This is a genomic window from Streptomyces sp. NPDC012769, from assembly GCF_042901205.1.
GTDB lineage: Bacteria > Actinomycetota > Actinomycetes > Streptomycetales > Streptomycetaceae > Streptomyces.
Genome location: NZ_JBIBCP010000001.1, coordinates 601,375 through 628,130, shown reverse-complemented (window position 1 = coordinate 628,130; position 26,756 = coordinate 601,375). Strand labels below are relative to the sequence as shown.

23 protein-coding genes are annotated in these 26,756 nt (G+C 74.4%); 11 read left to right on the top strand and 12 right to left on the bottom strand.

Annotation, left to right across the window (positions count from 1 at the left end; genetic code table 11):
• Positions 1-43 precede the first annotated feature (43 nt).
• On the top strand, positions 44-403 hold the full coding sequence (locus ACFY7C_RS02910; protein ID WP_389642729.1) for a winged helix-turn-helix transcriptional regulator: 360 nt from the start codon (positions 44-46) through the stop codon (positions 401-403).
• Positions 404-534: 131 nt separating this feature from the next.
• Here ACFY7C_RS02910 and ACFY7C_RS02905 read toward each other — a convergent pair whose 3' ends face one another.
• The 3 genes from ACFY7C_RS02905 to ACFY7C_RS02895 form a co-directional block, all read right to left on the bottom strand.
• Entirely contained in the window at positions 535-1,011 is a 477-nt protein-coding gene (locus tag ACFY7C_RS02905) for a DUF6114 domain-containing protein (RefSeq protein WP_389642726.1), read from the bottom strand.
• A 2-nt stretch (positions 1,012-1,013) separates the two neighbouring features.
• Positions 1,014-1,676 carry a DUF6230 family protein gene (locus ACFY7C_RS02900; RefSeq protein ID WP_389642723.1) on the bottom strand — a complete coding sequence of 221 codons (663 nt, stop codon included), beginning with the start codon at positions 1,674-1,676 and terminating at the stop codon, positions 1,014-1,016.
• A gap of 219 nt (positions 1,677-1,895) precedes the next feature.
• A complete protein-coding gene (locus ACFY7C_RS02895; RefSeq protein ID WP_389642720.1) occupies positions 1,896-2,588 on the bottom strand; it encodes a TetR/AcrR family transcriptional regulator in 693 nt (230 codons plus the stop codon).
• Between the two features lie 428 nt (positions 2,589-3,016).
• On the opposite strand from ACFY7C_RS02895, the gene ACFY7C_RS02890 reads away from it, so the two are divergent.
• Complete coding sequence (locus ACFY7C_RS02890) at positions 3,017-3,682, top strand: Tat pathway signal sequence domain protein (protein ID WP_389642717.1); 666 nt, start codon at positions 3,017-3,019, stop codon at positions 3,680-3,682.
• A 102-nt stretch (positions 3,683-3,784) separates the two neighbouring features.
• Here the strand turns inward: ACFY7C_RS02890 and ACFY7C_RS02885 are convergent, their stop codons facing one another.
• Positions 3,785-5,290: an alpha/beta fold hydrolase gene (locus ACFY7C_RS02885; protein WP_389642714.1), complete on the bottom strand. Its 1,506-nt coding sequence runs from the start codon at positions 5,288-5,290 to the stop codon at positions 3,785-3,787.
• 120 nt (positions 5,291-5,410) lie between these two features.
• On the opposite strand from ACFY7C_RS02885, the gene ACFY7C_RS02880 reads away from it, so the two are divergent.
• On the top strand, positions 5,411-6,337 hold the full coding sequence (locus ACFY7C_RS02880; RefSeq protein WP_389642711.1) for a MerR family transcriptional regulator: 927 nt from the start codon (positions 5,411-5,413) through the stop codon (positions 6,335-6,337).
• A 122-nt stretch (positions 6,338-6,459) separates the two neighbouring features.
• On the opposite strand, the gene ACFY7C_RS02875 is transcribed toward ACFY7C_RS02880, so the two are convergent.
• The 3 genes from ACFY7C_RS02875 to ACFY7C_RS02865 all read right to left on the bottom strand — a co-directional run bounded on the left by ACFY7C_RS02875 (position 6,460) and on the right by ACFY7C_RS02865 (position 11,791).
• A complete protein-coding gene (locus tag ACFY7C_RS02875; RefSeq protein ID WP_389642708.1) occupies positions 6,460-9,585 on the bottom strand; it encodes a BTAD domain-containing putative transcriptional regulator in 3,126 nt (1,041 codons plus the stop codon).
• A gap of 174 nt (positions 9,586-9,759) precedes the next feature.
• A complete protein-coding gene (locus ACFY7C_RS02870) occupies positions 9,760-10,527 on the bottom strand; it encodes an NPP1 family protein (RefSeq protein WP_389645917.1) in 768 nt (255 codons plus the stop codon).
• 478 nt (positions 10,528-11,005) lie between these two features.
• A complete protein-coding gene (locus ACFY7C_RS02865) occupies positions 11,006-11,791 on the bottom strand; it encodes an alpha/beta fold hydrolase (protein ID WP_389642705.1) in 786 nt (261 codons plus the stop codon).
• A 239-nt stretch (positions 11,792-12,030) separates the two neighbouring features.
• Here ACFY7C_RS02865 and ACFY7C_RS02860 point away from each other — a divergent pair, with 239 nt between their 5' ends.
• Together ACFY7C_RS02860 and ACFY7C_RS02855 are read left to right on the top strand one after the other, a co-directional pair.
• Complete coding sequence (locus ACFY7C_RS02860; RefSeq protein WP_389642702.1) at positions 12,031-12,690, top strand: hypothetical protein; 660 nt, start codon at positions 12,031-12,033, stop codon at positions 12,688-12,690.
• A 231-nt stretch (positions 12,691-12,921) separates the two neighbouring features.
• Positions 12,922-14,019, top strand: a complete 1,098-nt coding sequence (locus ACFY7C_RS02855) for an LCP family protein (protein ID WP_389642699.1) — start codon at positions 12,922-12,924, stop codon at positions 14,017-14,019.
• 2 nt (positions 14,020-14,021) lie between these two features.
• Here the strand turns inward: ACFY7C_RS02855 and ACFY7C_RS02850 are convergent, their stop codons facing one another.
• The 5 genes from ACFY7C_RS02850 to ACFY7C_RS02830 form a co-directional block, all read right to left on the bottom strand.
• The gene (locus ACFY7C_RS02850) at positions 14,022-15,044 is read right to left on the bottom strand and encodes an ABC transporter ATP-binding protein (protein ID WP_389642696.1); all 1,023 of its coding nucleotides are present in this window, start codon (positions 15,042-15,044) and stop codon (positions 14,022-14,024) included.
• Positions 15,041-16,069, bottom strand: coding sequence for an ABC transporter ATP-binding protein (locus tag ACFY7C_RS02845; protein WP_389642693.1), 1,029 nt, complete (start codon positions 16,067-16,069; stop codon positions 15,041-15,043). The genes ACFY7C_RS02850 and ACFY7C_RS02845 overlap by 4 nt, the downstream gene beginning before the upstream one ends.
• Entirely contained in the window at positions 16,069-17,055 is a 987-nt protein-coding gene (locus tag ACFY7C_RS02840; protein WP_389642690.1) for an ABC transporter permease, read from the bottom strand. The genes ACFY7C_RS02845 and ACFY7C_RS02840 overlap by 1 nt, the downstream gene beginning before the upstream one ends.
• Positions 17,052-17,969: an ABC transporter permease gene (locus tag ACFY7C_RS02835; RefSeq protein WP_389645914.1), complete on the bottom strand. Its 918-nt coding sequence runs from the start codon at positions 17,967-17,969 to the stop codon at positions 17,052-17,054. The genes ACFY7C_RS02840 and ACFY7C_RS02835 overlap by 4 nt, the downstream gene beginning before the upstream one ends.
• Before the next feature lie 104 nt (positions 17,970-18,073).
• Positions 18,074-19,831 (bottom strand): ABC transporter substrate-binding protein, encoded by a 1,758-nt coding sequence (locus ACFY7C_RS02830; RefSeq protein ID WP_389642687.1) that lies wholly within the window; start codon positions 19,829-19,831, stop codon positions 18,074-18,076.
• A gap of 188 nt (positions 19,832-20,019) precedes the next feature.
• On the opposite strand from ACFY7C_RS02830, the gene ACFY7C_RS02825 reads away from it, so the two are divergent.
• The 6 genes from ACFY7C_RS02825 to ACFY7C_RS02800 all read left to right on the top strand — a co-directional run bounded on the left by ACFY7C_RS02825 (position 20,020) and on the right by ACFY7C_RS02800 (position 26,724).
• The gene (locus ACFY7C_RS02825) at positions 20,020-21,387 is read left to right on the top strand and encodes an aldehyde dehydrogenase family protein (RefSeq protein WP_389642685.1); all 1,368 of its coding nucleotides are present in this window, start codon (positions 20,020-20,022) and stop codon (positions 21,385-21,387) included.
• A 332-nt stretch (positions 21,388-21,719) separates the two neighbouring features.
• A complete protein-coding gene (locus ACFY7C_RS02820) occupies positions 21,720-22,811 on the top strand; it encodes an SDR family NAD(P)-dependent oxidoreductase (RefSeq protein WP_389642683.1) in 1,092 nt (363 codons plus the stop codon).
• Positions 22,790-23,254, top strand: a complete 465-nt coding sequence (locus ACFY7C_RS02815; protein WP_389642681.1) for an SRPBCC family protein — start codon at positions 22,790-22,792, stop codon at positions 23,252-23,254. Before ACFY7C_RS02820 ends, ACFY7C_RS02815 begins: the two co-directional genes overlap by 22 nt.
• A complete protein-coding gene (locus ACFY7C_RS02810) occupies positions 23,241-24,818 on the top strand; it encodes a phytoene desaturase family protein (protein ID WP_389642679.1) in 1,578 nt (525 codons plus the stop codon). The genes ACFY7C_RS02815 and ACFY7C_RS02810 overlap by 14 nt, the downstream gene beginning before the upstream one ends.
• A gap of 316 nt (positions 24,819-25,134) precedes the next feature.
• The gene (locus tag ACFY7C_RS02805) at positions 25,135-26,001 is read left to right on the top strand and encodes an SDR family oxidoreductase (RefSeq protein ID WP_389642677.1); all 867 of its coding nucleotides are present in this window, start codon (positions 25,135-25,137) and stop codon (positions 25,999-26,001) included.
• A 75-nt stretch (positions 26,002-26,076) separates the two neighbouring features.
• Positions 26,077-26,724, top strand: coding sequence for an alpha-ketoglutarate-dependent dioxygenase AlkB (locus ACFY7C_RS02800; RefSeq protein ID WP_389642675.1), 648 nt, complete (start codon positions 26,077-26,079; stop codon positions 26,722-26,724).
• Positions 26,725-26,756 lie beyond the last annotated feature (32 nt).

The following is a 26,756-nucleotide window of genomic DNA, read 5'->3' as shown; positions in this document are numbered from 1 at the left end:
GACAATGACAACGCGGAACCGAGCGAAGAGAAGGACGAGGACGATGGCGCGCATGCGGACCAGGGAGACGAACGTGTGCGGCGTGACCGCCGCCGTCGCGGTGATCGACGGCAAGTGGAAGACGCTGCTGCTCTGGCTGCTCGAATCCGGCCCGCACCGGCCCGGCGAACTGCGCCGGAAGGTGCCGGAGATCAGCGAGAAGGTGCTGACCCAGGCGCTGCGGGAGATGGAGGAGGACGGTCTCGTGCACCGCGAGGTGTACGACGTGCTGCCGCCGAAGACCGTCTACTCGCTGACCGATGAAGGCCGCGAGCTCTCCGAGGCGCTGGCTCCCCTTTCGGACTGGGGCCACCGCCGGCTGGACCGGCTCGTCGCCGCCGAAGCGGAACGCGCCGTGTCCTGAGGTCCTGCTGTCTCGTCCTTCTCCTCTCGTCCGGTGGTCACCAGGCTCTCCCGACGGCCGCCGCCTCACAAGTACCCACAAAAAAGTGGGTATCGCGATCGCTCCGGCCGCCCCGCGCGGGTGCGGCCGGGCTAGGGGATGTCTCGCCGATCCTGCCGGGCCTCAGCGGTACGGCGACCCCGGCGCGGCCATCGGCGGCGCCGGGGGCGGTCGGGCAGCCAGCCGAAGGCCAGCGAGCTGCCCACCAGGCCGAGCAGCATGCCGACGAAGAAGCCGCCGAGGTTCGACGTCACCCAGCTGGCGAGCGACGCGAGCACGCCGATCACCGAATAGAACAGCCGCTGGCGGGGGTTGACCACGATGAGCACGCCGCAGACGATCATCATGATCGGCAGCACATAGCCCGCCAGGCTGTCCGCGCCGGCCGTGAGGATCACCGAGACGCTCGCCCGCTGGGTCACCAGGATCTCCGCACCGCCGAGCGCCAGCGCGAGGCCCGCCCCGAAGGGACGGCGGTGCCGCCAGCGCCGGAAGGCCCGCCAGGGATGCCGGCGGCGGCGCTCCGCCGCCGGGGCGGGCGCGACGGCCTCGTCCGTGCCCGGCGCCACGCTCAGCAGCCCTTCGAGCTGAAGCCCATGTGGAGATCGGGCAGGGTGAACCGGGTCGCGGTCGTGGCGTAGTTGGTCTGGCGGACGTTCTTGATGCTCACGGTGTCCGCCTGCTGGCCGAAGGAGCCCAGCGGGCCCTTCACCGGCGGCTTGTCGAAGGTGCTGGCGTCCCCGCCGATCTCGATGTTGTCGAACTCCGCCAGCCTGGCCGCCATCTCCGTCGAATCGGTGGTCAGGCCGGACGCCTTGACCGGGGTGCCCCTGTTGCCCGCCGTGATCAGCAGGTGGGTGCCGCCGAGCTCCACGCTCTGGCACAGGTTGGTGAGCTTGGCCTCGCGGATCGCGGTCACGATGACCAGCACCTGGCCGCCGGTGTCGCCCGCGTTGGGGCTGCCCTCGGCCATGTGGTCCAGGGCGCCGAACTGCCCGAAGCCGGTGCCCTCCAGGGAGTCGGCCGTGACGGTGAACGGCATGCCGGAGATGGCGAACTGCGCGGCGAGGGCGCCCTGGGCGGTGAGCACCACCAGGGTGCTCGCGGCGAGGAACGCGGGTACGCCCATGAGGGCCGCGCGGCGGTAGCGGACCCCGCCGCGTGTCTCCGCACCGCCCGGGGAGGCCGGTGCGGGCGGGGAAGTGGGGTCGGTGGTGCCTTCGGACAGGGCCATGCGGTGCTCCTGACATGAATGAGGGATCGGAGCGCGGCGACGTCCTGGCGCGGACGGTTCCCCATCCACCTGGGTCTTCCCGGACTCGTGCGGAGGCAGCCGTGCCGCAGGGAACCGAAACGGACCGTACGCGCGGTTATAAGGCGCGTCAACTAGTCAGTAACAAAACCTTGTTGACGATCATTCAGCCGATTGCCCCGGCCGGTCGTTCAGCTCCTGTCAGGGGCGGGAGAACGGCGTCACCACGACATGCACCAGCACGTCGAGGAGGCCGGGAAGTCCGCCGGCCCCTTCGCTCGCGTCCGTGAACCGGCCCTCGTCCACCGCCCGGTGCACCGCCGCGTGCACCGCCCCCACCACCGTGTCCACCAGCTCCCCCCGCTCCACCCCGGCCGGTCCCGGCGGCGCGTCCGCGAAGAAGCGGCGAAAACCGGCCAGAAGTTCGGTCCTCGCCCGGCGCCCCGCGGGCAGGGACTCGATCTCCACCGCCATCGCGGCGAAGGCCGGCGTCTGCGCGAGGAGGGTCAGCAGCACCCGCAGTCCGGCCCGCACGGCGACCGGCCAGTCGCCGGCGCCGCCGGCCTCGTCGTACGCCCGCTGCATGGCCCGCAGCACCGTCTGCGTCCCGCCCCGGTACGCGGCCAGCACGGCGTCCTCCTTGCCGGAGAACAGCTCGTAGAAGACCGGACGGGTCACCCCGGCGGTGCGGCAGATGTCGCTGATCCGCGCGCCCGTGTAGCCGTTCGCCGCCACCGTGCGGGCCACTCCGTCGAGCAGCCGCTCCCGCTGACGGGAGGCCACCTGCTCGGGCGTCAGCCGGCGCGGTCCGGGCCGCAGCGAGCGCTCGGGATCGCGGCCCGTGCGGGCCCCCGGCAGGACCAGTTCCTCCTCGGCACCGCGAACGCTCGTCATCGGCCACATCCTTCGGCGGTTGTTGACGTCACATACCCGACAGGATTACAACCCTCATGGGTTTTCCTCTCGGTGCTCCGGGCGATCCGGTGGAGCCGCACCCCAGTGGGACGGGATGCGCCCCCGCCGCGCACCGCACACCGAGTATTACGCTCCACCCCGTATCGCGACACCGTTGCCGGAGATCCGTGGCGCCGGATCGTTCCGGCGGCGGCCGTCGCCACCGTGGTGCCGCCGTGTCACCACGCCCACCGTGTCACCGCCTCGCCGTCCCTCGCGGCCGTGTTCGGCGTCCGTCCGGTGGCGTGATCCCCTCCACGGCGCACCCCCTCGTACTCCCTCGGTGCGCGTACGTCCCCACGTGCGCCACCGCACCCACGCTGACCGTCGCGTTTTCCACCCTCCGCCTTCGTGCGAAAGGAACCCCCATGGACAAGCGTGCCCTCTCTGCGGCCTTCGGCGCCGCCGTCGCCGCCGTGCTCGCGGTGACCGCCTCCGCCTCCGCGACCGCCTCCGCCGGCAACGTCCTGACCACCGGCAGCGCCGGCGGCCCCGCCGTCGCCTCCGGTGACGTCCTGTCCGCCTCCCTGGCCTCCGGATCCCAGGCGAAGATCACCACCACCCTGGGCGGCAGCACCGGCATCACCTGCAACAGCTCGGCCTTCACCGCCACGGTGAACACCAACCCGACCGCCCCCGGTACGGCCACGGAGACGGTCACCGCCCACACCCTCAGCAGCTGCACCACCAACATCACCGGTGCGACGGGCGTGCAGAGCATCACCGTCAACAACCTGCCGTTCGCCGCGGCCGTCACCTCCGGCGGCAACCTCACCGTCTCCGCGGGCGCCGCCGGCCCGATCCAGACGACCCTGAAGATCAACACGATCCTCGGCGTCACGACCTGCGTCTACCGCGCCGGCAGCCTCACGGCGACGCCGGACAACGCCGACAACTCGCTCGGCTTCACCAACCAGCTGTTCACCAAGTACAGCGGCCCCGGCACCTGCCCGGCCAACGGCTACTTCAGCGCCAAGTACGGACCGGTGCGCGACACCAGCCAGACCGGCAGCCCGGTGGTGTTCGTGAACTGACCCGACCGACCCGTGCCAACGGGGCGGCACCGGAGCCGAAGGGCCACCGGGGCCGCCCCTCCGGCATGCCCCCGTCAGCGGGCGGGGCCGAGAGCCGTCCGCTCACCCCGCCACGTGACGCAGCACCGAACGCACCGCGCGGACGACCGCCGTTCGGGTCTCCTCGGTGTGATCCACCGTCTCGAAGCCGTGGTGGGCGAGCGGGACGTCGACGAGGTCGACGGTGGCGCCCGCGCGGTCCGCGGCGGTACGGAAGGCGTCGACCGTCGCCTGGAACACCGGGTGCTCCAGGCCGGCCCGGGTCAGCACGACCGGCGGGCTCGACGCCCCCACCGCCCGGACCGGGTGGAAGCGGGCGGGAACGGCACGCCAGTCCGGCGGCGGCGCCAGGACCGGGTAGCTGAGGGCCACGCACCGCAGCCACGACGGCGGCGCCGCCAGCCAGTCCGCCGCGAGCAGACCGCCGCCGGAGAAGAACCACAGCGCGATCCGCTCCCCGTCGACCCGGGGGTCCGCGCGGACCAGCTCCACCGCACCGGCGACGTCCTCCGCCGCCCGCGGATAGTCCGCCAGCCCGTACAACCGGTGGTCCAGGGTCACGCCGACCGCACCCAGGCCGGCCACGTGACGCCCGTACCCGAGGAAGGCCGGAGAGTCTCGCGGGGTGGGCCGCTGCTCCGGCGAGACGGGTCCGCCGTGCACGAACAGCACGGCCGGGCGCGGCCCTTCCGCCTCCGGAAGGTGCAGGTCGACCCGGCCCCGGCGCTCCCTGGGCCGCTCCGGTACGTCGAGCAGGAAGGCCCCGGCGTCGTCCGGCCGATCCCCCGCGGGCCCCGGCACGGACAGCCGGATCCCCTCGTCGGCGGCGGCCCGCAGCAGCACCTCGGCCAGCGGTCCCGGCGCGGAGAGCATCGGCCAGTGGCCGGTGTCGAGTTCGAAGAAACCCACCCGTGGATCGGCCAGCACGCGAAACCGCGGCGGCCCCGACGCCACCAGCATCTCGACCATGGAGATCCCCGAACCGCTCGCGGTGCAGAGCACACCCGTCATCGGCCGGTCGAAGGGCCTGCCGGTGAGCCGCAGTGGCCGGGTGAGCGTCCGTACCGGCTGCGGCACCGCCAGTCGGTCGAGCCGCTCCCGGGCCTCGGCGGACAACCCCGCCGTGCTGCCCCAGCGCTCCCACTCCTCGCCCGCGGGCGGCGGCACGAGTCCGTCGACCGGCTCGGTCGCGGCCGCGGCCGGCAGCGACGCCGTCGCCGGATCGCCGTCCGCCGGCATTCCCGTGTCCAGGAACACCACGCGCCCGCACCGCCCCGGCCGTCGTCCGACGGCCCCGAGCACCGGATGGATGCCGTAGTCGTGCCCGACGAGCACCACGTCACCGGCCCCGGCCCCGATGCCGTCGACCACCCGCACCACGTCCGCGACATGGGCCTCCAGGTCCACCTCCGCGGCCCGGACGCTCCCGGGCTCCGGCTCCACGCCCGGCTCCATGCCGGAGAGCGTCACGGCGTACGCCTCCGCTCCGGCCGCCCTCAGCCGCGCCACCACGTCCCGCCACACCCACCCCCCGGTGAAGGGCCCGGACACCAACACGAAAGCGGTCATCACGCTCTCCTCGCCTCGCACCGACCACACGCGCCACGTCCTCCGTGGCCGCCGGCACCGTAGGAACTCCCCCTGGGGGAGGTTCAAGAGGCGCCCCGCCGCCCTCGTACGCTGGCCCTCATGGGCGTGGACACCGGACCGTGGAGCATCGGAGAGATCGCCGAGCGGGCGGGCGTCACCGTCAAGACCGTCCGCTTCTACTCCGACCGCGGGCTGCTGCCCGAGACGGGCCGCAGTGGCGGCGGCCACCGGCGGTACGGGCCCGAGGCCCTGGAACGGCTCCGGCTCATCCGCTCGCTCCGCACGCTCGACCTGCCGGTCGCGGACGTCGGCCGCGTGCTGGACGGGGACGACGCGCTGGAGGACGTCGTCGCCCACCGACTGGAGGACGTCCGAGGACGGCTGGCCGCGCTGCGCTGGCGGGAGGCGGCGCTGCTGCTCCTGCGGGACCGCGCCCCGGGGGAGCGGGCCGAGCGGCTGAGGCTGCTCGGCGACCTGTCCCTGCCGCCCGACACGACGGCCCTCGCGCGCTTCTGGCGGCGCACCCTGCCCGTACGCCTGCCCGCGCGACTCGCCACCGCGGTCGTCGACGCGGCCGTACCGCCCCCGCCGGACGATCCGACCCCGGCCCAGGTCCTGGCCTTCGCCCGCCTGCACGCCCTCGTCGCCCGCGCCGCCGCGCCCGTCGTGCACCTCGCGGACGTGGAGCACCGGCCGAGCGTGCTGTACGCGGGCCTGGGCGAGGCCTACGCACTGGCCCGGGCCGAGGCGGACGCCTCCGACGCGCGGTCCGGCCCGTCGCTGGATTGCTTCGTCGGCGCCTACGCGTCCGCGCTCGGCACCCACGACAGCCCCGCCTTCCGCCGCCGCCTCACCGGTCTGCTGGCCCGCGGCGCCGACCCGCTGATCGGCCGCTACTGGGACCTGGCCGCGGAACTGACCCCCGGCCCGACCGCGGGCGCCCTGCACGGCCGCCTGTGCGGCGCTTTGAAGTCCGACATCGGCGCGCAGCCGATTCCGCGGCCCTCGCGAACCGGATCGTGCTGATCCTCCGTCAGGCCTCGGTCAGGACACGCCGGGGCCGCCGACGCCCGCCCGCTCAGCGGGGGCGCACCACCGTCGAGGCGAACGGCGCACCCGCCCACGTACCTGCCCCCCGGACCCGGTCGCTACGCCGTCTCGCGGATCCGCAGCAGCTGTGCCTCGACCCGCCGGACGCTTTCCTGGTAGCCGTGGGCCAGGCCCAGTTCACGGGCTCGGGTGAGGGCGGCCCGGGCCTCGGTGGGGCGGCCCAGGTCGAGGAGGGCGGCGCCGGCCGTGGCGGTGAGTTCGCTCTGGCGGATGCCGACCAGGCCGTTGACGGTGTCGCCCTCCAGGGCCAGGCCCGCGCGGGCGCAGGCGAGCGCACCGAGCGGGTCGCCGACCGCGAGGAGCTGGCGGGCGCGGTGTTCCAGGGCGAGCAGCTCCGTCATCACGTCGCCGCTGTCGCGTACGAGTTCGGCGGCGCGCGCGGTGTGGGCGAGGGACTCGTCGGTCACCCCGGACCTGTCGAGGGCGACCGCGAGGTTGACCAGGGCGGTGGCCTCGCTCGACCGTTCGCCCGCGCGGGCCGCGAGCGCGGGGGCGAGTCGCAGGTGGACCAGGGCCTCGGGGAGACGGCCGTCTTGGGTGAGCAGCCAGCCGAGGAGCGCCCGGGCCCGGGACTCGGCGTCGGGGTCGTCCACCCGGGCGGCCGAGTCCACGGCGTCCTCCAGCAGGGGCACCCAGCCGTCGTGGCTGTTCCACAGGATGAAGGGCCACTGGAGGACGGCGAGCCGCCAGGCCCGGTCGTGGTGCCCGGCCGCCCGGGCGGCGGCGACCGCCGCGGCGAGGTTGTCGCGCTCGGCCGCGTACCAGAGCAGGGCCGCGTCCCGGCCCGCGAAGTGCACGGTGGTACGGGGCACCCGGGCGTCCGGCGGGGCCGCGCAGCACGGCTGGTCGTCGGGCTCGGCGGCCCGCGCCGCGGCCATCGCCGTCAGCGTGTAGTGGTCGAGCAGGCGCAGCAGCGCGTCCTCGTCGGGCTCCAGGCTGCGCGCGTAGAGGCGTACGAGATCGTGCGCGGTGTGCCGGCCCGGAGCGTACTCGGTGAGCAGATGGGCGTCGCAGAGCCGGTCGAGGGCCTCGGCGGCGACCGCCGGAGCCCTGTCGAGCAGCGCGGCGGCGGCGTGGCGGTCCAGGTCCGTCCCCGGCACCACACCCACCTGGCGGAACAGACGGGCCGCCTCCGCCGGCAGCCTCTGGACGGTGAGCCGCAGCGCGGCGGGCACGCCGGGACCGTCCGCGTCCTCGGCGCCGTGCACCGACAGCAGGGCCAGGCGGCGCTGCTCGTCGGCGAGTTCGGCGGCCAGATCGGCGAGCCGCCAGTGCGGCCGGGCGGCCAGCTGGGCCGCGGTGACCCGCAGCGCGAGCGGCAGCCCGTCGCACAGCTCGGCGAGCCGCCGGGCGGCGGCCGGTTCCGCGTCGACCCGCTCGGCGCCGACGGCCGCCGCGAGCAGGGCGGCGGACTCGTCGAGCCCCAGGACGCCGAGCGGCACCGGCCGGGCGAGCTCGGTCACCACGAGGCCGCCCAGCCGCAGCCGCGAGGTCACCACGGTGGCGCTCCGCGGCCCGGCGGGCAGCAGGGGCCTGGCCCGGTCGGCGCCGCGCACGTTGTCGAGGACGACGAGCAGCGCCCGGTCCTCGGTGAGGGACCGGTACAGCGCGGCGGCGGCCGTCGGCGACTCCGGGATCCGGCGCGGCGGCACACCGAGGGCGGGCAGGAACTCCCTGAGGACGTCGAGGGCGTCGAGCCCGTCGTCGGGACTGAAGCCGCGCAGGTCGGCGTAGAGCACCCCGTCGGGGAAGCGCGCGGCCCGCCGGTGCGCCCAGTGCAGGGCGAGCGCGGTCTTGCCGACTCCGGCGGGGCCGGTCACCAGGGCCACCCGGGCGGTGTCGACGGCCGCGTCGAGCGCGGCGAGCTCCCGCTCGCGGCCGAGGAAGCCGCGCGGGGTGCGGGGCAGCAGATCGGGGGCCGGCAGCGCCGGGAGACCGGCCGACGGCGGGGTGACGGCGGCGTCGTGCCCGTGGCCCGATGAGGTGCCGCCGGCCGGGGACGTTCCCATGCCCGAGGGGCCGACACCGACGCCCCCGCCCACGCCGACACCGAAGGCACCGGCGCCGGTGGGATCGGAGCCGACGGAGCCGTCGGCCGCGGGGTGAGGACGCATGGTGCCGGCGCCCGAGGTGGAGGAACCGGTGGTGCGGAGGTCCGAGGGGTGGAGGTCCGAGACGCGCGGGTCCGAGGCGCGGGGTCCCGAGCTGCCCTGCGGCGAGCCGCCCGCGCCCGGGGCGTCGGCGCCCGGGGCGCGGCCGCCTGGGACGCCGTCGGCCGGTCCGCCGGTGGCCCAGGCGCCGTCGCCCGCAGCGCCCGACGTCCTGTCCACCCACGGGCCCTGGCCATGGCCGGCCGGGGCGGCCATTTCCCCGTACGCGCCCGTCGCCGTGCCCTCCGGCCAGGGCATGGTCTGCCCGGCGGGCGGGAGGCCCCGCAGGACCGCCTCGTACGCGGCCCGCAGCGCCGGGCCCGGGTCGACGCCCAGGTCCTCCGCCAGCTGGGTGCGGGTGCGGTGGTAGCAGTCCAGGGCGTCCGACTGGTGCCCCGCCCGGTACAGCGACAGCATCAGCGCCGCCGAGAGCGACTCGCGCAGCGGGTTCGCCGTCGCCTCCGCCCGCAGCAGGGCCGCCGCCTTCACGTGCTCGCCGAGCCGCCCGTACGCCGCGGCCAGCTGCTCGACCGTCACGAGCCGGGTCTCCTCCAGGGCCCGGGCCGCGGCCAGCAGCGGCTCGCTCGCCACGGTGCCGGTCAGCGCCGGCCCGCGCCACAGCGACAGCGCCTCACGCAGCATCAGGACCGCGTCGGCCGGGTGCCTCTGGTGCCCGGCGAGCTGGACCAGCTCCTCGAAGCGGTGGGTGTCGAGGAGCTGCTCGGGCATGCGCAGCTCGTACGCCTGGGTGTGCGTGGCCAGCTCGACCCCGTAGTCGCTCGCGCCGCCCTGCTCGAAGAGCGCGCGCAGCCGGGAGACGTGCCCCTGGACGACGGTGCGGGCCCGCGCGGGCGGGCACTCGTCCCACACCGTGTCGATCAGCCGGTCGACGGGGACGGCGGCGTTCGCGCGCAGCAGCAGCGCCGCGAGTACGCTGCGCCGCTTGGCGGGGCCGAGCGGCAGTTCACCTGCCTCGGCCGCGATGGACACCGTCCCGAGCAGGCGGAACTCCACCCGGCCCTCCCTGTCGCTCTGTTTCGTGGGGTCCCAGTATCCCCACCGTCGTGCCCAGGGCCTTTGTCGAAACCCTCCAGACGTGGGAAGAGGCCGGAACCGGACGGTACGGGCCGGAACCGTCCGGAAACCCGGCGGGCGAGGCGGGTGGCGCCGGTGGGGCGGGTCGGCCGGTCAGGCGTACGGGTCGAACGGAATGCCCGCGGGCTTGGCACGGGACAGGGCGTTCGCGAAGTCGGAGTCCCTGATCTTGAGGGTCGCCGAGCCGAAGTCCGCGCCCATGAGCTTCTCGCGCAGCCCGGTCGGATAGCCGTTCCAGCCGACCAGGCGGGGGTAGAACCAGCCGCCGGTGGCGTTCTCGATCTGCTCGTCGGCGGAGCCGGCGAAGCGGTAGCAGTGGGTGGAGGCGCCGTCCTTGTGGTAGACGATCTTGGGGTGGGTGCCGTCGAAGCGGATCGCCGAGCGGGCGGCCACCTGGTAGCTGCTGTGCTGCGAGACCGACACGTACTGGACCTGGTCACCGCTGATCCAGACCACCACGTGTTCCCAGTCGTGGCGGTGGCCGATGGCCCAGGGGCCCCAGGTGGCCTGGTCCTTCTCGTAGTAGCCGGCGTAGACGACGGCGCACCAGCCGTTGTTGCACTTGGCACGGGAGTAGGAGTTGGCCGCGGCGAGCTGGGCGGCGTCGTGGCACTGTCCGTTGACGGTGCCGCCCAGCTTCAGGCCGGGGTTGAGCGTGCCGTCGGCGCCGATGGCGGCGGTCATGTAGCAGCCGTCGGTGTCGAAGTCGTAGGCCGGGGCGAAGGTCTGCTCCAGGCCGTCGGCGTTCTGCGGCAGCGGCTGGAGCACGGCGGCGTGAGCGGTGGCGGGGAGGCCCAGGACGAGGGCCAAGGCGCAGAGGACGGCGGTGAGCGCCGACCTCCGGCGCCTCGACGGGGATATCAGGTACACGTCAACTCCTCGGGTGTGGGGGAGGGCTGCCAGACCTTCGCAGCAGGGCGCGCGGACCGTCAACCACCGTGCGGGGAACGGTGGGTTACGGATCACCTGTGGGGTGACGTGGGGGGCGCGGGGTCCGCGCAAGGGGTGCGCGGCGGGCGGACGAGGGGAGCACGAAGGGCGCACGGACCGTCAAGCGGACGGCCCCGTCTTCGTCGGATCGTGTGGGACGCGCCGGAAGATCGCCGAACGCGGCACGGGACACGGCAGGATCGGGGTGCGGGGTCACAGCCGAACGGGAGCCGTGGGGGCTCCCGCACCCCGCATCCCGAGCGTCGTGCGCCGACATCGCCGCTCCCGCCGCCCCCGGAACGAGGCTCCGCTCCGGGGGCGGTGTCGTGCGCGGCTGCCGTACGCGGATGCCGTGCCCTCGGGTGTCGTGCACGGATGTCGTTACGGGGGTGGGCGGGGCCGCCGGGCCTCAGCGCGCCTCCGCGTACAGCTCCTCCACCAGGCGGGCCACGGTCTCCGGCTCCCGCAGCGTCGGGTAGTGGTCCGAGGCGGCCAGACGGGCCAGGCGGCAGCGGGGGATGCCGGACGCCATCTCCTCGTTGCAGCGGACGACCCCCGGCCGGTCCAGCTCGCCGAGGGCGAGCACGGTCGGCGCGGCGATCTCGCCGAGGCGGTCGAAGGCCGGGGGATCGGTCCGCTGGTGGCCGACGTTGGCGAACCAGGCGGGCAGGACCGCCCGGAACTGGGCGGCCGCGACCGGGTCGGACTCGGGGCTGCCGCCGCCCGCCCGGCCCCACAGGTCGAGGCCCAGCCGGACGATGCCCTCCATGTCGCCGGCCAGGGCGAGCCGCTCCACCTCCTGGAGGAGCTCGGTCTCGTCGAGGGCGTCGTAGCCGGTGACGGAGGGCACGAGGAGGGCCAGTCCGGCCACCCGCTCGGGGGCGTCCAGGGTGAAATTGAGGGACGCGGCACCGCCCATGCTGGAGGCGACGAGCACCGCGCGGGTAAGGCCGAAGTGATCGAGGACGGCGGCGAGGTCGGCGGCGGGGGAGTACGGGACGCGGGGGGCGGGGGAGCGGCCGTAGCCCCGGGCGTCGTAGCGGATCAGCCGGTGGGGCGCGGCGAGCGCGGGCAGCACCGGGTCCCAGATCGTCGAGTCGCCGACGCCGGGGTGGACCAGGACCATCGGGAGTCCGTCGCCGCCCGTGTCGTCCGCCCAGAGTTCGCCGCCGTCGACCGGCACCGTGGTTTCCATGGGCCCAGTGTGGTCCCCCGGGGCGGCGGGCGCGGTGGGTCGGCGGGGTCGTGTCAGCGTCAAGTACCGAGTCGGGTCAATATTTCTGACATTCTGTCAGCAGTGGCGGGAATCGCGCCTGGACACCCCTACCGGCCGGTTCTACTCTCAAGTCACTTTGCGCGTGCCCCCACCCCACAGGTCCGTCCCCGCGCATCCGCACCTCCTCGCTCCCCACACTCCGACACCGAGGAGATCCCATGTCCAAGCTGCTCGTCTCCGCGACCGGGCTCGCCGCGGCCACCGCGCTCACCTTCGGCGCCGCGGGCCCGCAGGCCGCCGCGTCGACCACGCTGCTCCCGGCCGGTCACTCCTTCTCCGCCCAGCTCACCGGCAAGGCCACCTTCGTGGCCGGCTCCACCACGATGACGTGTACGGTCTCCTCCTCCGTACCGACGAGCGGAGCCAACAACAAGGTCCCCGCCGCCCCCGCCAACCACAACGCGGCCGGCCCCGTCACGGTCCCCGTCAACCCGCCCACCTTCAGCGGCTGCACCACGAGCATCGCCGGCGTGAGCGTGACCGTCACCAGCAACGCCACCAACGGAGCCTGGACGCTCTCCACCCAGAACGGCGCGCCCGTCACGGGCGGCTTCACCATCCCCAAGGGCGGTGTCGTGCTGAAGACCAGCGGCTTCGCCTCCTGCACCATCACCGCCTCCCCGACCGGCCCGACCGCCGTCAACGGCACCTGGACCAACGGCGCCCCCTCCACCCTGGCCATCGCGAACGCCCCGGTCCCGGCCACGGTCACCGGCGGGTTCCTCTGCCCGACCGGCAACCAGTCGGCCACCTTCAGCGCCACCTACCGCATCACCGACACGACCGACCCGTCCCAGCACATCACCGTCACGAGCTGACCCCGCGGAGCCCCGCCGGCTCCCGCACCGGGTCGACGCCCCGGCCCGGCGCCCCGAGGTCACCGGCCGCCCACCCGGGTACCACGCCCGGTTCCGCTCCCAGCCGGTTCCCGGGACTCGCCCCGCGGCGGGCCGGTCTTCGGCATGCTGGTGGCCTGAAGTACGCCTCCGGCGGGGCGAGTCGGGGAGCCGGGGGGCTCGGGGCGGGCAGCGGAGGGGGAGGCGTAGCCGATGAGCACGCGGGAACGGGGCACCGAGGGGCGGACGGCGGATCAGGCCGTGCTGGAAGAGGACGCGGCGCAGGAAAAGGGCACGGAGGAAGAGGGCGTGGAGGCCCGGCCGCGCGGGCGGCGGCGCCCGAAGGCCAGGACGGTCCTGCTGACCGCACTCGCCCTGCTCGTCGGGGCGGTCCTGCTCACCGCGGGCACCGGCTACTGGGCGTACCAGCACTACACCGGACGGGTCCAGCGGATCCCGCAGACCTTCCCGACGAACGCGCCGGTGCCCGCCGCCTCCAAGGGCGGGCGGAACTTCCTCCTGATGGGCCTCGACTCGCGGTCGGACGTGCCCACCACCGGCAGCGACGCCAAGGGCAGGCTGTGGACGTACGGCGACCAGCGCAGCGACGCGATGATGCTCGTGCACATCCCGGACGACCACTCCGCCGCGTACGTGGTCTCCTTGCCCCGTGACTCCTGGGTCGACGTACCGGGCCGGGGCCGGGCCAAGCTGAACGCGGCCTTCTCCTGGGGCGGGCCGCCGCTGCTCATCGACACGGTCCAGCGCCTGACCGACGTCCGCGTGGACCACTTCGCCGTCATCGACTGGAGCGGCTTCCGCAAGCTCACCGACGCCGTCGGCGGCGTCGACATCCTCATGGCCGACGGCGAGCGCCGCCACATGAACGGCGAGCAGGCGCTGGCCTACGTCCAGGAGCGCAAGAACCTGCCCAACGGCGACTTCGACCGCACCCACCGGCAGCAGAACTACCTGCGCACCGTCCTGGAGAAGGTGATGACCTCCGCATCCCTGAAGGATCCGCGCGGCCTGAAGAGGACCCTCGACATCTTCACCGAGACCGTCAGCGTCGACGAGCGCTTCGGCGACGACGAGATGCGCGACCTGGTGTGGAACATGCGGCAGGTCCGCGCCGGGGACATGACCTTCATGAACGCCCCGGTGAAGGGCACCGGCACCGAGAGGGGGCAGTCGGTGGTCCACCTCGACCGGGCGCGCTGCGCGGAGCTGTGGCGGGCGTTCAAGGACGACACGCTGGCGACGTACGTGAACACCCACCCCATCGACCGGCTGCGCCCGGCGACCAACTGAGCTCAGTCCATTGCCGTCCCCGTCTCCGTCTCCGGCTCCGTTTCGGGGAAGTGGCAGGCCACCTCCCTCGCCTCCCCCGCCCGGGCGATCCGCAACAGGGGAGGCTCCTTCCGGCAGATCTCCCGCGCCTTCGGGCAGCGCGGATGGAAGGTGCAGCCCGGCGGCGGCGCGGCCGGGCTCGGCGGGTCGCCGAGCAGGGTGATCCGCTCCCTCGCCCGCTCGGCCGCCGGATCGGGCAGCGGCACGGCCGAGAGCAGCGCCCGGGTGTAGGGGTGGGCGGGCTCCTCGTACACCCGGTCCTTGGGGCCGATCTCCACGATCCGCCCCAGATACATCACGGCCACCCGGTCGCAGACCCGCTTCACCACCGACAGGTCGTGGGCGATGAAGAGATAGGCCAGACCCAGCTCCTTCCGCAGCCCCTCCATCAGATTGACGATCTGCGCCTGCACGGACACGTCGAGCGCCGACACCGGCTCGTCCGCGACCACGAGCCGAGGCCCGGTCGCCAGGGCCCGCGCGATGCCGATCCGCTGGGCCTGGCCGCCGGAGAACTCGTGCGGATAGCGGTCCAGATGTTCCGGGATCAGCCCCACGAGCTCCATCAGCTCCGCCGCGCGCCGGCGCGCCTGAGCCACCGGCGTTCCGTGCACCAGCAGCGGGTCGGAGATGATCCTGGCCACCGTCTGACGCGGGTTGAGGGAGGAGTGCGGATCCTGGAAGACCATCTGGAGCTCGCGCCGCAGCGGTTTCAGGGCGCGCTGGGGAAGCCGGCTGATGTCGCGCCCGTCGAAGACGACGCTGCCGGATGTCGGGGCGAGCAGCCGCACGATCATCCGGCCGGTCGTCGACTTGCCGCAGCCGGACTCGCCGACCAGGCCCAGGGTCTCGCCCGCCGCGATGTCGAAGCTCACGCCGTCGACGGCCCGGACCGGGGCCGAGCGCGACCGGCGTCCGGGGAAGGCCATCGTCAGGTCCCGCACGGACAGGAGCGGCGGGACGGGCTGGAGGGGCTGTGTGGTCATGAGGGGACGCCTTCGTACGCGGGGAAGTGGCAGGCCGTCGGATGTCCGGCCGGACCGGCGAGCACCGGGCGCTCACTCGCGCACCGCGTCCGCTCCTCGCCGGTGGCGGTGGCGGTCTCGGTACCGGTCCCGGCGGCGATCCGGGGACAGCGCGGCGCGAACGCGCACCCGGGCGCCGGGTCGAGCAGCGAGGGCGGCGAGCCCGGGATGGCCCGCAGCGGGACGTCGTCCCGGTCGTCGAGCCGGGGCAGCGAGTCGAGCAGCCCCCGGGTGTACGGGTGGGCGGGAGCCGCGAAGAGCTCGTCCACCGGGGCCCGTTCGGCCGCCCGCCCGCCGTACATCACCAGCACCTCGTGCGCGACCCGCGCCACCACGCCCAGATCGTGCGTGATCATGACGACGCCGAGGCCGCGCTCCTGCTGGACCCGCGCGATCAGCTCCAGGATCTGGGCCTGCACGGTGACGTCGAGGGCGGTGGTCGGCTCGTCGGCGATCAGCAGCTCGGGTTCGCAGACGAGCGCCATGGCGATCATCACCCGCTGGCGCATGCCGCCGGAGAACTGGTGCGGGTACTCCCCGGCCCGCCGCCCCGGCTCGGGGATGCCGACCTCGCCGAGCGCGTCGACGGCCCGTCGGCGGGCGGCCGCCCGCCGCGAGCCGAAGTGCACCCGGTGGTGCTCGGCGATCTGTTCCCCGACGGTGTAGTACGGATGGAGGCTGGACAGCGGGTCCTGGAAGATCATCGCCATCCGCCGGCCGCGCAGCCGGTTCAGCTCGCGCTCCGGCAGGCCGACCAGCTCGCGCCCCTCCAGGATGACGGAGCCGGACACCTCGGCGCCGGTGTGCAGTCCCATCACCGCCATCGACGTCACGGACTTGCCGGATCCGGACTCGCCCACGATGCCGAGCGTCCGGCCGCGCGGCACGTCGAAGGAGAGCCCGTCCACGGCCCGCACCGGGCCGTGCCGGGTGGGGAAGACCACCGTCAGATCGTGGACGGACAGCAGGGTCTCGGGAGCGGTCATCAGTACCTCACTCGCGGGTCGACGACCGCGTAGAGCAGGTCGACGCACAGGTTGGCGACGACGATGAACGTGGCGGCGAGCAGCGTCACACCGAGGATCACCGGCTGGTCGCCGGTGGCGAGCGCCCCGTAGAAGAGCCGTCCGACGCCCGGCAGACCGAAGATCGACTCGGTGATGACGGCGCCCGCGAGGAGGCCGCCGAGGTCCATGCCGAAGATGGTCAGGATCGGTGTCATCCCGGCCCGCAGGCCGTGCTTGACGACCACGGTCCGCCGCGGCAGTCCCTTGGCGCGGGCGGTGCGGATGTACGGCTCCGCCATCGACTCGATCATCGAACTGCGGCTCTGCCGCGCGTACATGGCCGCGTAGAGGACCGCCAGGGCCAGCCAGGGCAGCAGCAGGTTCGACGCCCAGGCCGCCGGGTTCGTGGCGAACGGCACGTAACTCGGATAGGGCAGCAGCCCGGCCACCCGGATCAGCCCGTAGATCAGCATCACCGAGGTGAAGTAGACGGGCAGCGACGCCGCGGCGACCGCGCCGACCATCAGCGCGCGGTCGGTGAGGGTGTCCTTGCGCAGGGCGGCGGTGACACCGGCGCCGAGCCCGAGCACCAGCCAGATCACGGCCGCGCCGATCGCCAGCGAGGCGGAGACCGGGAGCCGGTCGACGAGCAGGTCCCAGACGGGCTGGCTGTTCTCGTACGAGTAGCCCAGGCAGGGGAAGTCACAGGCGAGCGCGTACGGGCCGGTGCCGATGGTGCGCCCGGTGAGGACACCGGTCAGGAAGCCGGTGAACTGCCGCCACAGCGGCTGGTCCAGGCCCATGTGGGCGCGGATCGCGGCGAGCCGTTCGGTGCTGCACGACTTGCCGCAGGCCGCGGCGGCAGGGTCGGAGGGCAGCACGTAGAAGATGAGGAAGGTGATGGCGGCGACGGCGACGAGGACACCGAGCCCGCCGAGGAGCCGGCGGCCGAGGTAGAGGATCACGAGCGGCCTCCCCGTGGGTCGAACACGTCCCGCAGCGCGTCCCCGAGGAGGGTGAAGGCGAGGACGGTGAGGAAGAGACACAGGCTCGGCACGACGAAGTACATCGGGTCCGTGTCGTAGAAGGCGACGCTCTCGGCGATCATCTGCCCCCAGGACGGGGTCGGCGGGCGCACGCCGACGCCGAGATAGCTGAGCGCGGCCTCGGTGGCGATCATCCCGGGCACGATCAGGGTGGTGTACGCGATGACGGGTCCGGCGACGCCGGGCAGGATGTCCCGGACGAGGATCCGCAGGTTCGACGCGCCGCTGACCCGCGCCGCGTCCACGTACTCGCGGTGCCTGAGCGACAGCGTCTGGCCGCGCACCACCCGGGCGATGCCGGGCCAGCCGAACAGGCCGATGACGAGGGTCATGAGCAGGATCCGGTTGACGTCCCTGGCCACCGACATCATCGCGATCATGAAGATGAGGGAGGGGAAGGACATGGTGAGGTCCATCAGCCGGGACAGCACGGTGTCGGTGCGGCCGCCGAAGTAGCCGGCGGCGACGCCCGCCGCGACCCCGGCGACGACCACGATCGCGGTCGCGGCGAAGGCGATGAGCAGCGAGACCCTGGCGCCGTGCACGACCCGGGCGAACAGGTCGCGACCGGTGACGGGTTCGACGCCGAGCCAGTGCTCGGCGGACACCCCGCCGAGCGGTCCGAGGGGCAGGCCGCCCAGGTACGGGTCGACGGCGGAGGGGTCGAACTCGTCGGGGCCCCAGCCGCCCAGGGCGCTGAGCAGCGGGGCGGCCAGCGCCATCAGGGCGAAGAGGGCGACGACGCCGAGCGCGACGAGGGCGGAGGTGCGGCGGCGCAGCTCGGCGGCGGCGAGCCGCCAGGGGCTGCTGCTCGTGGGGGCGGAGGGTTTCACGGCGTCGGCGGCCGGGAGCCGCGCGGTGTCGTGGACGTGGCGGGTGTCGTGGGCGTGGTGGGTGTCGTGGGTGTCAGAGGTGTCGTGGGAGGTCACGTGGGGTCTCAGCTTCCGCTCTTCGCGGGGTCCTTGAGGCCGACGGTCGCGTAGTCGATCTGACCGCCGAAGGAGGTGTGGCCGAAGGCGCCGGCGATGTTCGGGCCGACGAGGAGCGGCATGCGTTCGACGACGGCGGGCGCGGTGGGCGCCTTGGCGAGGATCTGTCCGTCGAGTTCCTGCCAGGCCGTGTTGGCGCGCGCGGCGTCGGTCATCGCCGCGATCTCGTCCATCCGCTTCATCGTGGCCGGGTCGCGGAAGAGGGAGTGGTTGCCGGAGTTGCCCTTCTCCTTGATGTAGCGGCCGTCGAAGACGAAGGGCAGGAAGGTCGATCCGGAGGGGTAGTCGGGGCACCAGCCGGTGTAGACGAGGTCGGTGCGGTTCCTGGTGTCGCCGATGGCGTCGTAGAAGGCCGACGGGTCGACGGTCTCGATGACCACCTTGATCCCGGCGCGGCCGAGAGACTGCTGGACGGCCTCGGCGACGCCCTTGTCGCCGGTGGAGACGGTGATGCTGGTGGAGAAGCCGTCGGCCTTGCCCGCGTCCTTCAGGAGCTGCCTGGCCTTCGCCACGTCGCCGGTCGGCGGGATCCTCAGGGTGTCGGGCTGCCTCCCGCCGGCGAAGAGGGAGCCGGGCATGAGCGCGGTGGCCGGGTCGTTGAGCGCCGGGCCGCCGGAGGCGGTGAGCACGGCCCGGCGGTCGAGGGCGTACTGCACGGCCTGTCGGACCCGCACGTCGTCGAAGGGGGCGCGGCCGGTGTGCATCTGCACCATCTCGGTGCAGTTGGTCGACTCGGCGAGCAGCCGGGACCGGACGTCGGGCCTGGTGAGGACCTTGGGGGTGGACTCGGGCCGGAGCTTGGCCCAGGGGACGGCGGAGGCGTCCGCGCCGGCGCCCGCGACCAGCCGGTCGTCGATCTGGTTGCCCTTGAGGCCCATCGTCACGACGATCCGGTCGGGGTAGGCCTTGCGCACGGTGTCGGTGGTGGGGTCCCAGTGCGGGTTGCGGACCAGGACCAGTTGCTTGTCGCGGGCGTACGACTCGATCTTGTACGGCCCCGAGGAGAACGGGCGGTTGTCGTACTGGGGGCCCTTGTCCTGGGACCTGGGGACGGGGGCGAAGGTGGGCAGCACGGCCGCGTAGGGGAACTCGGCGAAGGGCTTGCGCAGTTCGAAGACGATGGTCCGGTCGTCGGGCGTCCTGACGGAGTCGAGGTGCCTGCCTCCGGCGGGGCCCTGGTAGCCCTCGGCGCCGGCGAGGTAGCGGGCGGCGTAGTCGGGGCCGCCGGGCAGGTCGGGGGAGAAGGACCGCTCCACGTTGTACTTGACGTCCTGGGCGGTGACGGGGGAGCCGTCCTCGTACTTCAGGCCCTTCTTGAGGCGGAAGGTCCAGGTCTTGGCCCCGTTGGAGGAGGTGCCGAGGTCCTCGGCGAGGTCGGGGACCAACTCGCCTCCCTTGGCGCCCGGTTCGGCCTTGTAGGTGACGAGCGTGCGGTAGAGCAGCCGCGTGCCGAAGTCCATGTCGCCCATCACCCAGTTGCGGGCGGGGTCGAGATGGGTGAAGTCCTGGCTGGACAGGACGGTCAGGGTGCCGCCCTTGACCGGAGTGCCGCCCACGATCGTGCCGTTGGTGCCGGTCGCGGGATTGGCGCCGGTGCGTCCGCCGCCCTTGGCGGCGTCACCGCCCGCGCCGGAGCAGCCGGCGGCGGCGAGGGAGAGGGCCGTCAACAGGGCGGTGGCGAGGGCGAGTCGAGCGTGCTTGTCCATCAGGGTCACTTCCGAGTGGAGAGGCGCAGACTGAAATGTGACCCGTAAAATAGTAATGTGAAATTGTACTTCGCAAGCCCTTGGACACCACCAACCCTGCGACCACCGACACCCGGACACCACCAAGCCCTCGGGCGTCAGAGAGTCGGGCGTCAGAGAGCGCGGGCGACAGAGAGAAGGTTCGCCGCATGACCGTCATCTCCCGCAACCCCGCCGACCCGGCCGACGTCCTCGTCGAGATCCCGTCCCCCGGCGCCTTCGCCGCGGCGGACGCGGTCGAGCGGGCCCGGGCCGCGCAGCCCGACTGGGCGCACGGCGGCGCCGCCGCACGGGCCGCCGCCCTGGGCGCGGTGGCCGACGCCGTCGAGGCGGCGCGCGCGGAACTCGCCGCGCTCGCCGTCCGCGAGGTCGGCAAGCCGCTGGCCGAGGCCCGCGCCGAGGTCGCCCGCACGGTCGCGATCTGGCGCTACTACGCCCAGGCTCCCTACGAGCCCACCGGCACCGTCCACGAGACCGCCGCCGGTCCCGGGCTGCTCCTCACCCGGCGCCGCCCGTACGGCGTGGCCGGCCTCGTCACGCCCTGGAACTTCCCCTTCGCCATTCCGAGTTGGAAGGCCGCCCCGGCGCTCGCCGTCGGCAACGCCGTCGTCCTCAAGCCCGCCCCCGAGGCCACCGCGTGCGCCCTGCGGCTCGCCGAGATCGTCCGGAGCGCCCTGCCCGACGACCTGTTCATCGTCGTGCCCGGCGGCGCCACCGAGGGCGGCGCGCTGGTCTCCGCCGCCGACGTCGTCTCCTTCACCGGCTCGTCCGCCGTCGGCCGGACCGTCGTCCGCTCCGCCACCGCCCGCGGCATCCCCGTCCAGGCCGAGACGGGCGGACTCAACGCGGCGATCGTGCTGCCCGACGCCGACCTCGGCCGGGCGGCGGCCCACATCGCCGCCTCCGTCGCCGGCTACGCGGGACAGAAGTGCACCGCCACCAGCCGGGTCATCGCCGTCGGCGCCGCCCTCGACCCGCTGCGCGAGGCCCTCGCCGAAGCGCTTCGGGCCGTCCCCGTCGGGGACCCCGCCGAGCCGTCGACCGTCTGCGGCCCGCTCATCACCGAGACCGCCCGCGACGACACCGGCGCCGCCTGGCAGGGCCTCTCGGTCCTCGCCGGCGGCACCGTCCCCGACCGCCCCGGCTGGTACGCGGCCCCCACCCTCGTCGAGAAGGTCGCCCCCGGCCACCGCCTCCTGCGCGAGGAGGTCTTCGGCCCGGTCGCGGCCCTGCTCCCCGCCCGCGACCTCGACCATGCCGTACGGATCACCAACGCGGCCCGCTACGGCCTCGTCACCTCCGTCCACACCGCCGACCTGAACGCCGCCCTGCACGGCCTCGACCGGCTCGACACCGGCATGATCCGCGTCAACGCCCCCACCACCGGCGTCGACTTCCACCTCCCCTTCGGCGGCACCAAGTCCTCCAGCTTCGGCCCCCGCGAACAGGGCGCCGCGGCGCTCGAGTTCTACACCTCGTCGCGGACGTACACGCTGGCGCCGACGGGGGTGGTGTGACGGCGGGGAGTGGTCTGTCCGTGACCGCCGGGCGGCGGGTGCTCCGAGGCCGCCGGGCGGGGTGTCGCCCGCGGCCTGGCGGTCCGCGGTCCGGCGGCCGCGCACTCCCGGCCGCCCCCGGCCGCAGGCCGGTGCGTTCTGCGCCGTGGCGGCCGGCCACCGGGCAGCAGCCCGGTGTACGGCCTGCGCCGTGGCGGCCTGCGGTCTGGCGACCGGTCCCCGGGCGGCAGCCGGGGTGAGCAGCCGCAGGCGAGGGCGCGGGCGCCTCGCGGCCCCGCGCCGGCATCGGCCGCGGCGGTCGGTGCGCCGGGGGAGGCATGAAAACGCCGTGAGTGGGAGACACGCCGGGGGTGAACCTGCTCGGACGCGGGCTCCCGCCCGGACTCGTCGTCGTGGTGACCGGTGCCTCCAGCGGCATCGGCCGGGCCACGGCGCTGGCGTTCGCGCGGCGCGGCGCCCGCGTGGTGGTGAGCGCGCGGAGCGGTGAGGTGCTGGACCGGGTGGCGGGGGAGTGCCGGTCCGCCCATCCGGCCGCCGGGGCGGTCGCCGTGCCGGCCGACGTCACCGACGCCGCGGCCGTGGACCGGGTCGCCCGCACGGCGCTCACCCGTTTCGGCCGCATCGACGTCTGGGTGAACGCGGCGGGCGTGGGCATCCTGGGCAGCCTCACCGAGGCGCCCCTGGAAGACATGCGCCGCCTGTGGGACGTCAACGTGCTCGGCGTCCTCCACGGCGCCCGGGCGGCGCTGCCCGCGATGCGCGCGCAGGGACACGGCGTGCTGATCGACATCGGCTCCCTCCTCGGGGGCGTCGTCCAGGCCCCGTACATGGGCGCCTACGCGGCTTCGAAGGCCGCGCTCGTCACCCTCGACGAGGTGCTGCGCCGGGAGCTGTCGCTCGCCGGCGCCCACGACGTGGCCGTGTGCACCGTCCTGCCGGGCGGCGTCGACACCCCATTCTTCGACCACGCTGCCAACCACACCGGCCGACGCCTGCGCTCCCTGCCACCCGTGGCCACGCCGGAACGCGTGGCCCGGACCGTCCTGCGCACGACCGCCCGCCCCCGCCGGCTCGTGGCCGTGGGGCCGGGCGCGCGACTGCTGCCCGCCGCCCTCGCCGTCGCCCGGCGGCCCGCACTCGGCCTCATCGCCTGGCGGACCGAGCACCACTACCTCGGCCCGCACGGATCCGCCGAGGACACCCCGGGCCGTCTGCGGACCCCGTCCGGCGACTCGGCCGCGGTGCGGGGCGGGCGCGCCGGCGGGGCGCGTACGGCCGCCCGCGCCGCCTCGGCACTCGGTGCGGCCGCCCTCGGCGTCCGGGCCGCGGCCCGGCGCCGATCCCGACACCGACCGCCACCTTCCGTCCGCCCGTTCACCTCTCACCCAAGGAGGCCGCGCTCATGGCTCAATGGCACCGGCTGATCGACGCGTCCCCGGCACACGTCTGGTCCGTCCTCGGCGACGGGGAGCTCTACGCCCGATGGGTGGTGGGGACCCACGAGACCTGGGAGCGGGACGACATGTGGCCGGCCGAAGGGGCCGAGCTGGGCTACACCCTGAAGCTCGGCCCGTGGATCACCGAGGGCCGGACCGTCTCGCGCATCTGCGAACCGGAACACCGCCTGGAGCTGGAGGCGGTCAACGGGCTGGGCAGCGCGCGCATCGGCTTCCGGACCCTGCGGTGGGGCGACGGCTGTCTGGTCCTGGTCGACGAACACCCGCTCCGCGGCCCCGTCACGCCGCTGCACAACACCGCCCTCGACGCGCTCATCCGCTGGCGGCACCGTCACATGCTCGCCCGGCTGGAACGGGCCGTCGCGGAGAAGGCCGGCGCGCGCGAGGACACGTCCCGTGCCCCCGGCTGACGCCGTCGTCATCGGCGCGGGCCCGAACGGTCTGGTCGCCGCCAACGTCCTCGCCGACGCCGGGTGGCACGTCGTGGTCCTGGAGGCCCAGGACGAGCCGGGCGGCGCCGTGCGGAGCGACCGGGAGGTCCACCCCGACTTCGTCCACGACACCTTCAGCGCCTTCTACCCGCTGGCCGCGGCCTCGCCCGTGCTCGGCGCGCTGCACCTGGAGCGCCACGGTCTGCGCTGGCGACACGCCCCCGCCGTCGTGGCCCATCCGCTCGCCGACGGGCGCTGCGCGGTCCTCAGCCGGGACGTCCGCCGGACCGCCGACTCCGTCGAAGCGTTCGCGCCCGGTGACGGAGCCTCCTGGGAGCGGCTCCACCGCCTCTGGCTCCGCACCGGCGACGACCTCGTCGACTGCCTCTTCACCCCGTTCCCGCCGGTGCTGCCCGGCCTGCGGTTCGCCGGCCGAACGGGCCGCGACCTGCTCCGTCTCGCCCGGACCATGCTGCTGCCGGCCCGCCGCTTCGGCGAGGAGAACTTCGCGGGCGAGGGCGGCAGGCTGCTGATCGCCGGGAACGCCCTGCACGCCGACCTCGGCCCGGAGTCCGCCCTCGGGGGCGGCTTCGGCTGGCTGATGTGCATGCTCGGGCAGGTCCACGGCTTCCCCGTGCCGGTCGGCGGCGCCGGGATGCTCACCCGCGCCCTCGTCGACCGCTTCCGCGACCGGGGCGGCGAACTGCGCTGCGGCCACGCCGTGACCAGGGTCGTGGTGCGGTCGGGCCGTGCCGTGGCCGTGCGCACCGACGACGGTACGGAAGTCCCGGCACGGCACGCCGTCCTCGCCGACATCCCGGCCCCCGTGCTCTACCGGCGGCTGGTCGGCGAGGAGCACCTTCCGGCCGCGGTCCGCGCCGACCTCGCGAGGTTCCAGTGGGACTTCGCCACCGTCAAGGTCGACTGGGCCCTCGCACGTCCCATTCCCTGGGCGAGCGCCGCCGCGCGGGGCGCGGGGACGGTGCACGTCGCCGAGGGCGTCGACGCCCTCACCCGCTTCGCGGGCCTGCTCGCCATGGACCAGGTCCCGGACGTGCCCTTCACCGTCCTGGGGCAGATGACGACCGCCGATCCGACCCGGTCGCCCGCCGGCACCGAGTCCGCCTGGGGGTACACCCATGTGCCCCAGCGCATCCGCGCCGACGCGGGCCCCGACGGGATCGAGGGCCGCTGGGACGAGCGCGAGAAGGAGGCGATCGCCGACCGCGTCGAGACCGGCGTCGAGCGGCTCGCTCCCGGATTCCGCGCCTCGGTCCTCGCCCGGCGGGTGCTGGCACCGCCCGACCTGGAACGGCGCAACCCGGCGCTGATCGGAGGCGCCGTCAACCAGGGCACGACCAACCTCCACCAGCAGCTCGTCTTCCGGCCCCTGCCCGGCACCGGGCGCCCCCGGACGCCGGTCCGGGGCCTCTACCTCGCCTCGGCCACCGCCCACCCCGGCGGCGGCGTCCACGGCGCGCCGGGTGCCAACGCGGCCCGTGCGGCCCTCAGGGCCCACCTGCGGTCCGGGTGGCGGCACTGACGCGGCGGCCGCCCCGTGCGGGTGCGCGGGCCGGGTGGCCGGGGTCGAATGGGGTGCAGAGCGGAAACGGCAGCGCACACGGGCGCGTACGAGGGCACGTACACGGGCACGGGCACCGACACGGGCACGTACGCGGCACGTACACGGGCACGGGCACCGACACGGGCACGTACGCGGCACGTACACGGGCACGTACGCGGCACGTACACGGGCACGTACGCGGCACGTACACGGGCACGGGCACCGACACGGGCACGTACGCGGCACGTACACGGGCACGGGCACGTTCACGGGAACGGAGAAGGGACGGCAGGGCATGGGCGAGCTGATCGCGGTCACCGGAGCCACCGGACGGATCGGACGGCGAGTCGTCGGCCGGCTCGCCGAGGCGGGCGCCGAGGTCAGGGCGCTGGGGCGCGATCCCGCGAGACTGGCCGCGCTGCCGGTCACCGACACCCGGACGGCGTCCTACGACGACGGCGCCGGAATGCGCGCCGCGCTCGACGGCGCGGCCACGCTCTTCCTGGTCTCCGCACACGAGGCGCCCGGCCGGGTCAGGACCCACGCCACCGCCGTGGACGCCGCCGTCGCCGCCGGGGTGCGGCGGATCGTCTACCTCTCGTACCTCAACGCCGCGCCGCACGCGACCTTCACCTTCGCCCGCGACCACTGGCACACCGAGCAGCACATCCGCTCCACCGGCCTTCCCTTCACCTTCCTGCGCGACAGCACCTACCAGGCCGATCTGGTCGCGATGGCGTCCTCCGAGGGCGTCCTGCGCGGGCCGGCGGCGGACGGCCGGGTGGGCGCCGTCACCCACGACGACGTCGCCGACTCGGCCGCCGCGGTGCTGCTCGGCGAAGGCCACGACGACGTCACGTACGACATGACCGGCCCCGAGGCACTGAGCTTCGACGAGGTCGCCGCGGCGCTGAGCGCGGCCAGCGGTCGCACGGTCACCTATCACCCCGAGACCCGGGAGGAGGCGTACGCCTCCCGTGCCGTCTACGACGCTCCCGAGTGGGAGGTCGAGGGCTGGGTGACCTCGTACGAGGCCGTCGCCGTCGGGGAGATGGACGACGTGTCCGACGACGTCCGCACCCTGACCGGGCACCCGCCGCAGTCCTTCGCGGAGTTCCTCGCGGCCCACCCGGAGAGCTATCGGCGCCTCCTCTCCCGCTGATCGCACTGAGCCGCCCGCAGTGAGTCGCCCACCCTGAATCGCTCACGTGTTCGGTTTATCGTCTACGCTGGAACCATGACCGCAGCACGACCCGCCCTCCCCGGATTCCAGGGCTCGCTCTTCGACCAGGGCTCCGACATCGGACCCGGCCCCCTGGACGGCGTCCGGCGAACCGAGCTCGGCGACGGCGCCTGGGTCGACCATCTGCCCGGCTGGCTCCACGGCGCCGACGCCCTGTTCGAGGAGCTGGTCGAGGGCGTCCCCTGGCAGGCCGAGGAGCGCACGATGTACGACAACGTCGTGGCCGTCCCGCGCCTCCTCGCGTACTACCGGGAAGGGGTCCCGCTCCCGCACCCCGCCCTCGTCGAGGCCCGCGACGCCCTGGACGCGCACTACGCCGCCGAGCTGGGCGAGCCCTTCGTCACGGCCGGGCTCTGCCTCTACCGCGACGGACGCGACAGCGTCGCCTGGCACGGCGACCGCACCGGCCGCTCCGCCACCCGGGACACGATGGTCGCGATCCTCGCCCTCGGCGACCCCCGCGACCTCGCCTTCCGCCCGCGCGGCGGCGGCCCGGTGGCCCTCCGCCTCCCCTCCGGCCACGGCGACCTCCTCGTCATGGGAGGCTCCTGCCAGCGCACCTGGGAGCACGCCGTCCCGAAGACCAGCCGTGCCGTCGGCCCCCGCATCAGCGTGCAGTTCCGCCCGCGCGGCGTCCGCTGACGCGGCCGGTGACCGGCCCAGGGCCGTCCCCC

What these genes read in the sequence shown, in the direction of transcription:
- ACFY7C_RS02895 (WP_389642720.1), bottom strand. Translation starts at nt 2,588, where the DNA reads ATGACGAGCGTTCGCGGTGCCGAGGAGGAACTGGTCCTGCCGGGGGCC.
- ACFY7C_RS02880 (WP_389642711.1), top strand. Translation starts at nt 5,411, where the DNA reads ATGGGCGTGGACACCGGACCGTGGAGCATCGGAGAGATCGCCGAGCGG.
- ACFY7C_RS02865 (WP_389642705.1), bottom strand. Translation starts at nt 11,791, where the DNA reads ATGGAAACCACGGTGCCGGTCGACGGCGGCGAACTCTGGGCGGACGAC.
- ACFY7C_RS02855 (WP_389642699.1), top strand. Translation starts at nt 12,922, where the DNA reads ATGAGCACGCGGGAACGGGGCACCGAGGGGCGGACGGCGGATCAGGCC.
- ACFY7C_RS02800 (WP_389642675.1), top strand. Translation starts at nt 26,077, where the DNA reads ATGACCGCAGCACGACCCGCCCTCCCCGGATTCCAGGGCTCGCTCTTC.
- ACFY7C_RS02890 (WP_389642717.1), top strand. Translation starts at nt 3,017, where the DNA reads ATGGACAAGCGTGCCCTCTCTGCGGCCTTCGGCGCCGCCGTCGCCGCC.
- ACFY7C_RS02910 (WP_389642729.1), top strand. Translation starts at nt 44, where the DNA reads ATGGCGCGCATGCGGACCAGGGAGACGAACGTGTGCGGCGTGACCGCC.
- ACFY7C_RS02850 (WP_389642696.1), bottom strand. Translation starts at nt 15,044, where the DNA reads ATGACCACACAGCCCCTCCAGCCCGTCCCGCCGCTCCTGTCCGTGCGG.
- ACFY7C_RS02900 (WP_389642723.1), bottom strand. Translation starts at nt 1,676, where the DNA reads ATGGCCCTGTCCGAAGGCACCACCGACCCCACTTCCCCGCCCGCACCG.
- ACFY7C_RS02815 (WP_389642681.1), top strand. Translation starts at nt 22,790, where the DNA reads ATGGCTCAATGGCACCGGCTGATCGACGCGTCCCCGGCACACGTCTGG.
- ACFY7C_RS02830 (WP_389642687.1), bottom strand. Translation starts at nt 19,831, where the DNA reads ATGGACAAGCACGCTCGACTCGCCCTCGCCACCGCCCTGTTGACGGCC.
- ACFY7C_RS02825 (WP_389642685.1), top strand. Translation starts at nt 20,020, where the DNA reads ATGACCGTCATCTCCCGCAACCCCGCCGACCCGGCCGACGTCCTCGTC.
- ACFY7C_RS02860 (WP_389642702.1), top strand. Translation starts at nt 12,031, where the DNA reads ATGTCCAAGCTGCTCGTCTCCGCGACCGGGCTCGCCGCGGCCACCGCG.
- ACFY7C_RS02885 (WP_389642714.1), bottom strand. Translation starts at nt 5,290, where the DNA reads ATGACCGCTTTCGTGTTGGTGTCCGGGCCCTTCACCGGGGGGTGGGTG.
- ACFY7C_RS02805 (WP_389642677.1), top strand. Translation starts at nt 25,135, where the DNA reads ATGGGCGAGCTGATCGCGGTCACCGGAGCCACCGGACGGATCGGACGG.
- ACFY7C_RS02845 (WP_389642693.1), bottom strand. Translation starts at nt 16,069, where the DNA reads ATGACCGCTCCCGAGACCCTGCTGTCCGTCCACGATCTGACGGTGGTC.